Origin of the sequence: Vogesella aquatica (assembly GCF_028548455.1) — a bacterium.
GTDB classification, from domain to species: Bacteria; Pseudomonadota; Gammaproteobacteria; order Burkholderiales; family Chromobacteriaceae; genus Vogesella; species Vogesella aquatica.
This window is the reverse complement of sequence record NZ_JAQQLF010000007.1, coordinates 70,590-82,620: the sequence shown is the minus strand read 5'-3', so window position 1 is coordinate 82,620 and position 12,031 is coordinate 70,590. Positions and strand designations below refer to the sequence as shown.

11 protein-coding genes are annotated in these 12,031 nt (G+C 60.0%); 7 read left to right on the top strand and 4 right to left on the bottom strand.

The features are described from left to right. Window positions 1–81: 81 nt before the first annotated feature. The gene (gene dusA / locus PQU95_RS06660) at window positions 82–1,068 is read right to left on the bottom strand and encodes a tRNA dihydrouridine(20/20a) synthase DusA (RefSeq protein WP_272751271.1); all 987 of its coding nucleotides are present in this window, start codon (window positions 1,066–1,068) and stop codon (window positions 82–84) included. A 353-nt stretch (window positions 1,069–1,421) separates the two neighbouring features. On the opposite strand from dusA, the gene PQU95_RS06655 reads away from it, so the two are divergent. From PQU95_RS06655 to PQU95_RS06625, 7 genes are all read left to right on the top strand, one after another. After that, a complete protein-coding gene (locus PQU95_RS06655; protein WP_272751270.1) occupies window positions 1,422–2,579 on the top strand; it encodes an HD-GYP domain-containing protein in 1,158 nt (385 codons plus the stop codon). A 3-nt stretch (window positions 2,580–2,582) separates the two neighbouring features. Beyond that, window positions 2,583–4,109 (top strand): methyl-accepting chemotaxis protein, encoded by a 1,527-nt coding sequence (locus PQU95_RS06650; RefSeq protein ID WP_272751269.1) that lies wholly within the window; start codon window positions 2,583–2,585, stop codon window positions 4,107–4,109. Further along, window positions 4,102–5,319: an HD-GYP domain-containing protein gene (locus tag PQU95_RS06645; protein WP_272751268.1), complete on the top strand. Its 1,218-nt coding sequence runs from the start codon at window positions 4,102–4,104 to the stop codon at window positions 5,317–5,319. The genes PQU95_RS06650 and PQU95_RS06645 overlap by 8 nt, the downstream gene beginning before the upstream one ends. 41 nt (window positions 5,320–5,360) lie before the next feature. Beyond that, a complete protein-coding gene (locus PQU95_RS06640; protein WP_272751267.1) occupies window positions 5,361–6,941 on the top strand; it encodes a methyl-accepting chemotaxis protein in 1,581 nt (526 codons plus the stop codon). A gap of 100 nt (window positions 6,942–7,041) precedes the next feature. Further along, complete coding sequence (gene rstA / locus PQU95_RS06635; RefSeq protein ID WP_272751266.1) at window positions 7,042–7,752, top strand: two-component system response regulator RstA; 711 nt, start codon at window positions 7,042–7,044, stop codon at window positions 7,750–7,752. Between the two features lie 3 nt (window positions 7,753–7,755). Next, window positions 7,756–9,054: a two-component system sensor histidine kinase RstB gene (gene rstB / locus PQU95_RS06630; RefSeq protein ID WP_272751265.1), complete on the top strand. Its 1,299-nt coding sequence runs from the start codon at window positions 7,756–7,758 to the stop codon at window positions 9,052–9,054. A gap of 83 nt (window positions 9,055–9,137) precedes the next feature. Next, complete coding sequence (locus PQU95_RS06625; RefSeq protein ID WP_227301579.1) at window positions 9,138–9,326, top strand: hypothetical protein; 189 nt, start codon at window positions 9,138–9,140, stop codon at window positions 9,324–9,326. Window positions 9,327–9,416: 90 nt separating this feature from the next. Here PQU95_RS06625 and rph read toward each other — a convergent pair whose 3' ends face one another. From rph to PQU95_RS06610, 3 genes are all read right to left on the bottom strand, one after another. Then, a complete protein-coding gene (rph, locus tag PQU95_RS06620) occupies window positions 9,417–10,133 on the bottom strand; it encodes a ribonuclease PH (protein WP_272751264.1) in 717 nt (238 codons plus the stop codon). Window positions 10,134–10,197: 64 nt separating this feature from the next. Next, window positions 10,198–11,061, bottom strand: coding sequence for a PP2C family protein-serine/threonine phosphatase (locus tag PQU95_RS06615; RefSeq protein WP_272751263.1), 864 nt, complete (start codon window positions 11,059–11,061; stop codon window positions 10,198–10,200). 2 nt (window positions 11,062–11,063) lie between these two features. Continuing rightward, on the bottom strand, window positions 11,064–12,002 hold the full coding sequence (locus PQU95_RS06610) for a serine/threonine protein kinase (RefSeq protein WP_272751262.1): 939 nt from the start codon (window positions 12,000–12,002) through the stop codon (window positions 11,064–11,066). Between the last annotated feature and the right edge of the window lie 29 nt (window positions 12,003–12,031).

The following is a 12,031-nucleotide window of genomic DNA, read 5'->3' as shown; positions in this document are numbered from 1 at the left end:
GATTGGCACCTTGGCAGCAGCCTGGGCCCGGCGAACCGGGCGCGGGGTGACTTGGCTATCTTACAAGGACTGCGTGACAGTTCAACCGTGCGTAGCCAGTAGCGCACGGATCAGCAGGCTTTCGTCGGCGTCTTTCAGCTCTTTGGCGTCGGACAGCATGCGGCGCCACTGGCGGCCACCGGGCTCGCCATGGAACAGGCCCAGCACGTGGCGGGCGATATGGCGCACGCTGCTGCCATCCTGCAGACGGTCGGCGATATAAGGCAGCAGCGCTTCCACCACCTTGCCGCGCGACGGCACGTCGTGGCTGTCACCGTAGAACTGCGCGTCCCAGGCCGCCATCAGGTAGGGGTTGTGGTAAGCCTCGCGGCCCACCATCACGCCATCGACATGCTGCAGGTGGCCGGCGATCTCGGCATTGGTCTTGATGCCGCCGTTGATCAGGATCTCCAGATCGGGGCGCTCCTGCTTCAGGCGGTACACATAGTCGTATTTCAGCGGCGGAATCTCGCGGTTTTCCTTGGGGCTGAGGCCCTTCAGGATGGCGTTGCGCGCGTGCACGATAAAGGTACGGCAGCCGGCGTCGGCCACGGTATCCACAAACACCCGCATCCTGTCGTAGCTATCCACGTCATCGATACCGATGCGGTGCTTGACGGTGACGTCGATGTCCACCGCATCGCGCATCGCCTTCACGCAGTCGGCCACCAGCTGCGGTTCGGCCATCAGGCAGGCGCCAAACGCGCCTTTTTGCACCCGCTCCGACGGGCAGCCTACGTTCAGGTTTACCTCGTCATAACCCCATTCCTGTGCCAGACGGGCGCAACGCGCCAGCTCGTCAGGCTCGCTACCGCCCAGCTGTAGCGCGATCGGGTGCTCGGCCTCGTGGTAACGCAAATGGCGGCCAACGTCGCCATACAGCAGCGCGCCGGTGGTAACCATCTCGGTGTACAGCCAGGTATGGCGGGTAATCAGACGAGCGAAATAGCGGTAGTGTCGATCGGTCCAGTCCAGCATCGGGGCAACGGACAGGGTGCGCGGGGGCAGGGCTTTGGGTGCTGCGGTCATCAATAAGGCGGCGGGGCCGTAAGCATTTGAAAAGAGTGCGGATTATCCGTGCGCGGGCAGTAGCGGTCAATCTTGGGGCCGGCCCGTGGCCTGGGCTTTGCCTACAGCCGCGGAAAGCGCGGTCTCTGGCCCCCGCGCACAGGCATGACACTGGTCTGTCTCCATTCGGCGACAGATGCAGCTATCACATTTGTCAGACCAACTGCATTTGATCTGGATCAAGCCTGCCAGCAAACCATCAACTAGCATTCGTTTCCCTATAAATACCATGTGAATTTTCAATATTCTGTTTATACCAAAGCAATAAATAAATAACCGGTTAAAAATAAAGTAAGTATTACTTAGAGATATTTATGGCCCAACTCATCCGCAAACTGGCGTTTGCAGACATACAGATACACAAGCCTATCGATTACTCGATTTTCGATCGCTCGGGAAACCTGATCCTGCGCAAAGGCTTTGTCGTATCCATGCCTGGCTTTGCCGAGAAACTGGTGGAGCGGGGCTATTTTATCGGGGTATCCGAAGCGGGCGACTTGCCATCGGCCAAGGAAATCAAGGCGCGCGTCATTCGCCGCCCGGCCGAGCAAACCAGCGTATTCATCGAGATGGCCAGCTTTGTCGAAGCCATCGCGCGGATTCACCGCATCATCCTGAGCCCGCCCAGCAACCTGGCCAATGTTGAGGAGCTGATGCGCAGCCGTGCCCAACAGCTGGTGGGCTTCATTCAGCACGACCCGGATGCGGTACTGGCAGCTTTATACCTGCAACAGCACGGCCAGGACTTGCGTGCCAACAAGCACGTACTGGGTGCCGCGGTGTGTTACATGCTGGCCAGCCAGATCTGCCAGAACGATACCGCCCTGGACTCACTCCTGTGCGCCGCCCTTACCCGGGACCTGGCGCTGTACCACTTCGACAAAGGCCTGGGCGCGCAAAAAGGCCTGGGCGAGCTGGAACAGCTGGCGGTATGGGAGCACACCAGCACGGCGGTAAAACTGCTGCAAAAGCACGGCATACAAGACAAGCAATGGCTGCTGCACGTGTACGAACACCATGAGCAACCCAACGGCCGCGGCTACCCGCTAGCCAAAACACGCGAGGAAACCCACGAGCTGTCCCTGCTGCTGGGGCTGGCGGACGCTTATGCCGGCATGACAATCGCCAATAAATGGCGCCCCGGTATCTACCCGGCCAACACGCTGAAAGAGCTGTACCTGCAAAAGGACAGCAAGTATCTGGAAAGCCACATCGGCTTGCTGATCAAGAAGCTCACGCGTTTTCCCGCCGGTACCGTCGTGGCGCTGCAAAGCGGTGAAATCGGCGTAGTGAAGAACACGAACTACACCCGTAAAAGCCCGATGGTGTACTCCATCATTGACGAAAAAGGCTTTCCACGCAGCGAACCCACCCCGCGCGACACCCTGAACACCAAGTACGAAATCAAAGGCTGCATTTCACCGGAGCGGTGCAAAACCGCGCTGCTGGCTATCAAACGGATCTGGATGTAAGACATGAGCGACATCGAATACAAGGTTCCCCTCCACACCGCCATCGTGTCCAAGACCGATCTGAGCGGCATGATTACCTATGCCAATGACGCCTTTATCACCATCAGCGGCTTCAGCCGTGAAGAACTGATAGGCAAACCGCACAATCTCGTGCGGCACCCGGACATGCCCGCCGCCGCCTTTGCCGACCTGTGGGCCACGGTGGAGCAAAACAGACCCTGGCGCGGCATTGTCAAAAACCGCACCAAGGACGGTGGCTTTTACTGGGTACAAGCCACCATCGTGCCAATCCGCAAAGCCGGCAAGGTGGTGGGCTATATGTCGGTACGCTACGCCGCCAGCGACGAGCAAATCGCACAGGCCGCCCGTTTATATGCCCAGCCCCGCGCCAAACTGCCCAAACCGGGTGGCCTGAAGCGTCTGTTATCCATCAAGTCGGGCTATATCGCCGGCTCGCTGTTCGTGATCGCCCTGCTGATTACCGGTGGCATTCTGGGTATCGGTACCATCCAGCACAGCACCGAGCAGATCAACAAGGCCGACGGGCAATACCTGCGCAAGCTGGACATCATCAGCCAGCTGGAGATTGATGCCACCCGCGCCCAGGCAACACCGGTAGCGCAGCGCCAGGCCAGCATTGCGCGCCTGGGTAGCCTCTATGCGGCCAACCCGCATACCCCCGCCGTGATCCGCGACCGCTTGCAAGAGCTGGAAACACTGAATAATGCAGCACGCCTGGCGCGTAGCAGCGCACTGGATGCCAGCCTGGACAGCCAGCTGCGCGCACTGGTGCAGCTGGCGGAACAGAACCGGCTACAGATACTGCGCCAGTCGGCACAGGAGGTTGGCCGCATTAACCAGCGCAATGTGCAGATTGTGGATATCTCGCTGCTGGGCATTATCCTGGGCATCGTCACTGTGGTGGCCTTTGGCCTGGTATTCATGCGCCAGATCGTGAGGCCGCTGGACTCGGCTATTGAAAACTTCGAGAAAATTGCCGAGGGCGACCTGACCGGCGACGTACCGCTGGATGGTGCCGGTGAAACCGGCCACCTGCTGCGCTCCAGCGTGATCATGCAGATGCACCTGAAGGTGGTGATGGACGAGCTGAACCTGCTGGCCGGCCAGATCGACAGTGCCTGCCTGAGCCTGAACACCGCGCTGTTCGAAATCAGCGACCACTCCGAGGTACAGCACGACAAGCTGGAAGAGGCCAAGTCCTTCATGTCACTGGATTTCATCTACGAGCTGTCCAACCAGCTGGCCATGCTGGACGAGCTGCTGGCCGAAAAAGAAGTTGCCCCCCAGGTAGCCGACTGCATTGCCAGCATCACCAACCTGAACCGCCTGCAAACCTTTGCCCTGGAAGACTTCCTGGACAAGATCGACCTGATCCTGAAGCTGATTGTTTCCAACCGGCAGGACACGCAGGAGGCCTATGCCATGTCGGCCAAGCTGCACGAGGTGGCACAAACGCTGAACAGCCTGGTGAACTACTTCGTCCCGGACGGCAAAAAATACAATGCCTAAATTGCGCAAAATCCATATCGACCAGGCGGTGGTAGGCATGTATGTCGCCAGCCTGGATTGTGACTGGACTGCCCATCCGTTCTGGCTATCGCGTTTTTGCCTGCGCAATGCGGCGCAAATCGCCATGCTGCGCCAGGAAGGCATACAAAGTTTTTATATCGATACCGAGAAAGGCCGGGATATTCCCCCGGCCACCAGCGTGCGCGCACCGGCCAGGCGCCCTGGCACGGAGAAAAGCCAGGCCCGTACCACCCCGCTAGACCAGGAGCTGGGCCTGGCGCGCGACATCGTGCTGCGCACCGAGGCCATTACACAAAACCTGATGAAAGACGCCCGGCTGGGCCTGCGGCTCGATGTGGCGGCCCTGCACGGCATCAGTAGCGAGCTGTCCGGTTCGCTGGACCGCAATGCCCTGGCACTGCGCATGGTGGCACAGGTGTACAACAAGGATGCCTATACCTTCCAGCATTCGGTCAGCGTTGCCCTGCTGCTGATGATCCTGCAGCACCATCAGGGTGCGCCGCATGAGATCGTGGTCGAGGCCGGCATGGGCGGGCTGCTGCACGATATCGGCAAGACACGCATCCCCTTGCCGCTGCTGAACAAACCTGGCCGCCATACAGCGGAAGAGCGCGAGCAGATGCGCGAGCACGTGCGCTTCAGCCAGCAGATCCTGGACGAAAACGGTATCGACTCGCCCATCATCCGCGCCATCGCCCTGCAACACCACGAGCGCTACGATGGCACCGGCTACCCGCTGGGGCTGGCGGGTGACGCCATTTCGGTCTATGGCCAACAAGCGGCCATTATCGACGTGTACGACGCCATTACCTCGGACCGCTGCTATCACAAAGGCCTGCCGGCCCCGGTGGCCATCAAGAAAATCTTCGAGCTGGGCAAGAACCACTTCGACCCGACAGTGGTACGCGATGTGGTGCACTGCTTCGGCATTTACCCGCCGGGCACCCTGGTACGCCTGGCCAGCGGCAAGCTGGCCGTGGTGAAACGCCATGCAGACGGCGACCTCACCCGCCCCGAAGTGGTGGTGTTCTTTGACACCCGGCGTAACCAGCGCCTCAAACCGGAAAGTATCAACCTGGCCATACGCTATGGCCCCCATGCCGACGACCATGTGCTGCGCCACGAAACCGCAGATAGCTGGCAAGCGCTATTACCCGATATTCACCAGCTCTTGCTGGATAGCCACTGACACACAGCCTCCACTTATTTATCCATACCAAGCCAATCACCATGCGCACAAACCTGCCGGTCAGCCAGACCGAAATACCGTTTACCGAAGGCATTATCGTGACCCAGACCACCCTGGACGGCACGATTACCTATGCGAACGACCGCTTTGTACAGCTCTCCGGCTTTAGCCGGGAAGAGCTGCTGGGCCAGCCCCATAACATCGTGCGCCACCCGGAAATGCCACCGGTGCTGTTTGCCGACCTGTGGCATAGCGTGAAACAAGGGCAATGCTGGCGGGGCCTGGTGAAGAACCGCACCAAAAACGGCGATTACTACTGGGTGGATGCTTTTGTCGTCCCCGTGCTGGAAGGCGACAATATCAGCGGCTATATGTCGGTACGTACCCCGGCCAGCCGCGCCGACATCCAGCAAGCCGAGCAGGCCTACCCTGCCCTGCTGGCTGGCCAGCGCTGGCAAAAACCACAGAAAACCGGGCGCATCATGGTCTGGTTCCGCCCGCTATACGTCACCTTGATGACGCTGATGGTGATACTGGCCGGTGCCACGCATCCCGACAAAAGCGGGCTGCTGATCAGTGCTCTGGGCCTGCTGGCTACCGGCTTGTGGCTGGTGCTGGAGCGCCAGCGCAAACAGCAGCAGCAAGCCCTGCTGCAAGCCTGTCGCAATATCGCCCAGGGCAAGCTCACCAATCCGCTTAGCATCAACCGCGCCGGAGACCAGGGCAAAATGGAAAGCGCGCTGGCCTATATGCAAGTAAACCTGAAAGTGATGCTGGATAACCTGCAGTGGACAGCACACAAGCAAACGCGCAACACCCAACAGGTCCAGGTTGCCGTAGGTGAACTGCTAGGGCATATCGACGAAAGCACCACGGCCGTCACCCAGATGGGCGCTGCGGTCGAGGAGCTTTCCACCTCGATCGAGCAGGTGGCCGCCAATGCCGAGCACACAGCCCGTCTGAGCCAGCACACCCGGGAAAACCTGCAGCAAAGCGTGAGCCAGATGGCCAGCTCGCAAAACCGCAACCAGGCTGCCGCCCAGGCCGTAGAAGAAGCCCAGAATACGATCCGCGCGCTTTCCAGTGCCATCGGCAGCATCTCCCAGGTGACGCAGACCATCCACGACATTGCCGACCAGACCAATCTGTTGGCACTGAATGCCGCCATCGAAGCCGCGCGCGCGGGCGAAAGCGGGCGCGGTTTTGCTGTAGTGGCCGACGAAGTACGCAAACTGGCCGAACGTACCAGCCTGAGTACCGACGAAATCAAACACCTGGTCAGCAATGTGCAGCTGGCGGCCAAGGGGACGGTCGACGCCATCGCTGCCATCACGCAGGAAACACGGGCCGGCGTAGAAACCGTACAGCACACGCTAAGCAGGCTGGACACACTGCAACAAGGTTCTGGCGAGGTGAACATGATGATGCAGGAAATCGCGGTAACCAATGCCCAGCAGTCTGCCACTGCCGGCCATCTGGCCGAACGCATGACACTGATCTCGGCCAGGTTTGATGCCTCGACCGAACAGATTGCCACAGCCAGACAAGCCATTGCCGGCCTGGCCAGCGAGGCCGCCCAGGTAGCCACACTGGCGAGTGCCTTCGAGGTAGAAAAGCGCTAATGCTAACGCCCGCATGCCTGGACATCATGCTGTTACAGGTACGGGCTTGCCCGGGAATGCGCAGGCGCGCGATACTTCCTTTTTTAGCCGACTGCGCCCCATGAAACACACCGTGCTTTTTGTCGAGGATGACGCCGAGCTGGCCGCGCTGATGCGCGACTTTCTGGCACGCCATGATCTGGACGTGATCATCGAGCCACGCGGAGATACCGCACTGGATGCCGTTACCCGCGTCCAGCCCGCCCTGATCCTGCTGGACATCATGTTGCCGGGCAAAGACGGCCTCACCCTGTGCCGCGAGTTGCGGCCAACCTTTCACGGCCCCATCGTGATGCTCACTTCGCTGGATAGCGATATGAACCACATCCTGGGGCTGGAGCTGGGTGCCAACGACTATATCCTCAAAACCACCCCGCCGGCCGTCGTGGCGGCACGGCTACGCGCCCAGCTACGCCAGCACAGCCCCGTCGCCACTCCCGCTCCCGCGTCTGCCAGCCAGCCGCAGCGTCTGGCATTTGGCTCGCTGATCATCGACGGACCCTGCCGTGAAGTACTGCTGGCTGGCGAGCGCGTGGCGCTATCCACCTCGGACTTCGACCTGCTATGGCAGCTCGCCAGCCACGCAGGGGAAATCCAGGATCGCGATACCCTGCTGCGTGTGATGCGCGGCCTGAGCTACGACGGCCTGGACCGCAGCATCGACATTGCCGTATCACGGCTGCGCAAAAAACTGGGGGATGACCCGCTGGCACCGCAACGCATCAAGACCGTACGCAATAAAGGCTACCTGTTCTCGCCGGCGGGCTGGTAAAGCATGCGCAAACTGTTCATCCAGTTTTATCTGCTGCTGATCTTCAGCTTTCTGGTGGCGGTATCGCTCGCCGGCCTGGTGTACAAGGAAGTGGCCGAAAAGGCAGGTGACCGCGCGCTGGCAGACCTGCTCAAAACAACACTAACGCTGATCGAACACACGCTGGATGGCGTGCCGCAACCCCAATGGCCAGCCGAGCTGGCCAGGCTGGACCACGAACTGGATTTCAGCGTATCCCTGCAGCCGCTACAAAGCCTGCCGCTTGACCCGGTCTCCATGCAGGCCTTGCTGCGTGGCGATATCGTGATGCTGGAAGATGATCTGACCTATCTGCAGCGGGTCAAACAGTCGCAATACGCGTTGGTGGCCGGGCCGATGAGCTATCTGGTGTTCATGCACGAGCTCAAATGGCTGGACTACGCTCTGCTCACCATGATTGGCCTGTCGCTAGCCATCCCCGTGCTGCTATGGATGCGGCCACACTGGAACGAGCTGGTACAGCTGGAAAACGCCGCCAAGCAGCTCAGCCAGGGGCAGTTTCAGGCACGGGTCAGCCTGGCCCCCGCCTCCGGCCTGCAACCGCTGGCGCGCGGCTTTAACCATATGGCCCAAAGCGTAGAGCGCCTGCTGGAAAGCAAACAGACCCTGATCAATGCCGTAGCGCACGAACTACGCACCCCGCTGGCTCGGCTACGCTACCGTCTGGCCTTGCTGGACGTGGATGCGGCCAACCCGGTGCACGAGGGCATAGAACGCGACCTCAACAACATCGGTTCGCTCATTGACGAGCTGCTGCTGCACGCCCGCCTGAGCCGCCCCGACTTGCCCATGCAGCCGGAAACCCTGCCCGCCCACGCCTGGCTGCGCCAGCGCCTGGACGACCTGACCAGCCACCACCCGCAGCTACGGGTCAGCCTGCGGGTATATCAGGATAGCCTGCATGCCGACCCCACCTTGCTGGCACGTGCTCTGGATAACCTGCTGAACAATGCGGCCAACTACGGGCAGGGCGAAATCGAGCTTGGCTTCACCATACTCAATGGTGAACAGCAGCTAAGCGTAGCCGATAACGGGCACGGCATTGCCGAAGCCGATCGCGCCAGCGTACTGGAACCGTTTGTGCGGCTGGACCCAAGCCGCGGTGCCGGCCAGGGCGGCTACGGGCTGGGCCTGGCTATCGTGCGACAGATCATGCTGGCCCACCATGGCCATATCAGGATAGACGACAGCCCGATGGGGGGCGCACGCTTTACCCTGAGCTGGCCCGGGCAACAAAGCGATACACCGATGAACAATTCATAACAGACAAATAGCAGGCAACTACCTAACATGGCACCAGACGTTGAACACAACGTGTAACCCTACTCTTTGCAAAGGATTTCACCATGAAAAAACTGACTCTGGTTGCTGCTGGTCTGGCTTTCGCTGTTGCTGCTTCCGCTGGTTTCGCTGCTGATGCCAAGAAACCTGCTGCTTCTGCCCCTGCTGCTGAAAAGAAAGTAGAAAAGAAAGCTGAAAAGAAAGTAGAGAAAAAAGTTGTTAAGGCTAAAAAAGCCGCTTCCGCTGCCAAGTAATCCGGCTGCAGGATAAAAAAAGGGCACCTTGCGGTGCCCTTTTTTCATGAAGGCGGCGGTGGCCACCCGGGTTGGCCGCACGTGCCAGTGCTAGCTCGCCAGTGCCTGCTTCTGCAATGACACCAGTTCGGCAATACCCTTCTCGGCCAGCGCCATCAGTGCATTCATTTCATCGCGGCTGAATGGTGCCCCTTCTGCGGTACCTTGCACTTCGATAAAACGGCCATCACCGGTCATCACGACATTCATATCGGTTTCACAGCCAGAGTCTTCCACGTAATCCAGGTCCAGCACCGGCTGCCCAGCCACCACACCTACCGAAATGGCGGCGACATGATCCCGCAGCGGGCTTTCTGTCAGTTTACCTGCCGCCATCAAACCGGCAATGGCATCGGCCAATGCGACAAATGCACCGGTAATACTGGCGGTGCGCGTGCCACCATCCGCCTGGATGACATCGCAGTCAATCAGGATCTGGCGCTCGCCCAGCTTTTGCAGATCCACTACAGCGCGCAAGCTGCGGCCAATCAGGCGCTGGATTTCCTGGGTACGGCCGGACTGTTTACCGCTGGCTGCCTCGCGACGCATGCGGCTACCGGTAGAGCGTGGCAGCATGCCGTACTCGGCCGTGACCCAGCCCTGCCCTTTGCCTTTCAGGAACGACGGCACCGACTCTTCCACACTGGCGGTGCAGATTACTTTGGTATCACCGCACTCGATCAGAACCGAACCTTCGGCGTGCTTGGTGTAATGGCGGGTAAGACGAACGGTGCGCAGGGCATCGGTGGCGCGTTGGGATGGGCGCATACGGTTTCTTTCGGTGCATCAGAAAACGGCATTCTAGCGCAAAGCCTTAACCGGCTGACGGGTATCAGCTGCGGTGCAGGCCCTGGTTAAGTTCGCTCTCCATCAGGGTGGACTGCCAGGTTTGCTCGGTTTGCGTATCGGCAAGCATCTCGCTGTCGATAAAACCCTCCCGCCCCGGTACAAACTGCTCGTCAGACAGTAGCTGCAAGGCAATAGCGCTGAGGTTGTCGCTGTGCGCACCGGCACGCTTTTCTGCCACGCTGAGCAAGGCCGGCACCACCATGACTGGCAAGCGGCCAACAAAAGCCTTCGCGACTTCCTCGTCGCGCAGCGGCCCCCATACGCCATCCGAGCACAGCAACAAGGTATCACCGCGGCTCAACGGCAGGGTCTCGGCCAGCTCGATATCCGGCTCACCGATTGCACCTAGACAGTTGTAGATACGATTGCGCGCCGGGTGGTCGTGGGCGTCGGCCTCGTTCAGGAAACCGGTATCGATCAGGCGCTGGACATGGCTGTGGTCGTGACTACGCCAGGCTACCAGGCCCTGGCGCAGCAGATAACAGCGGGAATCCCCGGCGTGCGCTACCCAGGCCTCGCCATCCTGGATCACCACCACCACCACCGTGGTGCTGGGTACTTCGCTCATGCGGTAGCGAATGGCATGGTCCAGTATGGCCTGGTGGGCTTCATGCCCGGCATTGAGCAGAAAACGTCGCGGATGCTGCAGCCGTGGCTTGGCGGCTTTTTTGAACAACTCGCTGAATACGTCTACCGTGATCTGGGCGGCTACCTCGCCATGGGCATGCCCCCCCATGCCGTCGGCCAACACCAGTAGCTGTGCGTGCTCGGTACAGACCACACCGATGCGGTCTTCGTTATAGGGGCGACCACCCACCCTGGTATCTACCGCAATGGCAAACTTCATGCTTATCGCCCTATTAGCCGGCCAAGCCAGGCAGCTACGCCGCGCGGTGGCTCGGGGGTCACATAGTTTTTGTCGCGCAGCCGCTTTTGCATTTCACTCAGGCTGGCCAGACGGGTAAGCGGGTCCAGCCCCAGGCAGTCGTCCACCAGCGCCAGCAGCGCGGGGGAGTAGTAGCGCGCAAAGGCTTTACTGGCGGGTACAACCTTGTCCTGCTTCAGGCGCAGGTCCGCCGAGGGCAGCTTGTCGCCGCCCATCGCCATATACATGCAGGCGCCCAGCGCATAGATGTCGGTCCACGGCCCTAGCTTGGCCTGGGAGTCGTACTGCTCGGGCGCAGCGTAGCCTGGGGTAAACATGCTGGCCAAATGCTGGACCCGCCCCAGCGTCTGGCGGGCGGCACCAAAATCCAGTAACACCGGGGTGCCATTACGACGCAGATAGATATTGGCCGGCTTGATATCCAGATGCAGCAAATGCTGCAGATGTACTTCGCGCAGGCCACCGATCAGCTCGGCAAATAGCCGGCGCAGGCGTGGCTCGGCGATGCCTTGCGGCGACAGCTCGATCTCCTTGGCCAGTGGCCGCCCTTCGGTATAGTCCATCACCATGTAGACGGTCTGATTGGCGCGAAAGAAGTTACTTACCCGCACGATATTGGGGTGCTGGATGGCAGCCAGGATACGCGCTTCTTCAAAAAAACACTTTAGCCCCAGCTTGAACGCCTCTCTGTCCAGTTCGTTCAACACCGTGACATCCGACTTGCCACGCCGCCCGGTCATAGACAATGGCAAATATTCCTTGATGGCGTATTTGCGGTCGTACTGGTCCAGCGCCAGATAAACCTCGCTGAAACCGCCAGAGCTCAGGCTGCGCACCACGGTGTAATCTTCCAGCCGTGTGCCTACCGGCAGCGCTCGCTGCTTGGATTGCGTAGTGTCCATTGTTATAGTGTGCCAGCCTCAGGATCGAT

Coding starts and splice junctions, on each gene's coding strand:
- dusA (WP_272751271.1), bottom strand. CDS start 1,068: ATGACCGCAGCACCCAAAGCCCTGCCCCCGCGCACCCTGTCCGTTGCC.
- PQU95_RS06655 (WP_272751270.1), top strand. CDS start 1,422: ATGGCCCAACTCATCCGCAAACTGGCGTTTGCAGACATACAGATACAC.
- PQU95_RS06650 (WP_272751269.1), top strand. CDS start 2,583: ATGAGCGACATCGAATACAAGGTTCCCCTCCACACCGCCATCGTGTCC.
- PQU95_RS06645 (WP_272751268.1), top strand. CDS start 4,102: ATGCCTAAATTGCGCAAAATCCATATCGACCAGGCGGTGGTAGGCATG.
- PQU95_RS06640 (WP_272751267.1), top strand. CDS start 5,361: ATGCGCACAAACCTGCCGGTCAGCCAGACCGAAATACCGTTTACCGAA.
- rstA (WP_272751266.1), top strand. CDS start 7,042: ATGAAACACACCGTGCTTTTTGTCGAGGATGACGCCGAGCTGGCCGCG.
- rstB (WP_272751265.1), top strand. CDS start 7,756: ATGCGCAAACTGTTCATCCAGTTTTATCTGCTGCTGATCTTCAGCTTT.
- PQU95_RS06625 (WP_227301579.1), top strand. CDS start 9,138: ATGAAAAAACTGACTCTGGTTGCTGCTGGTCTGGCTTTCGCTGTTGCT.
- rph (WP_272751264.1), bottom strand. CDS start 10,133: ATGCGCCCATCCCAACGCGCCACCGATGCCCTGCGCACCGTTCGTCTT.
- PQU95_RS06615 (WP_272751263.1), bottom strand. CDS start 11,061: ATGAAGTTTGCCATTGCGGTAGATACCAGGGTGGGTGGTCGCCCCTAT.
- PQU95_RS06610 (WP_272751262.1), bottom strand. CDS start 12,002: ATGGACACTACGCAATCCAAGCAGCGAGCGCTGCCGGTAGGCACACGG.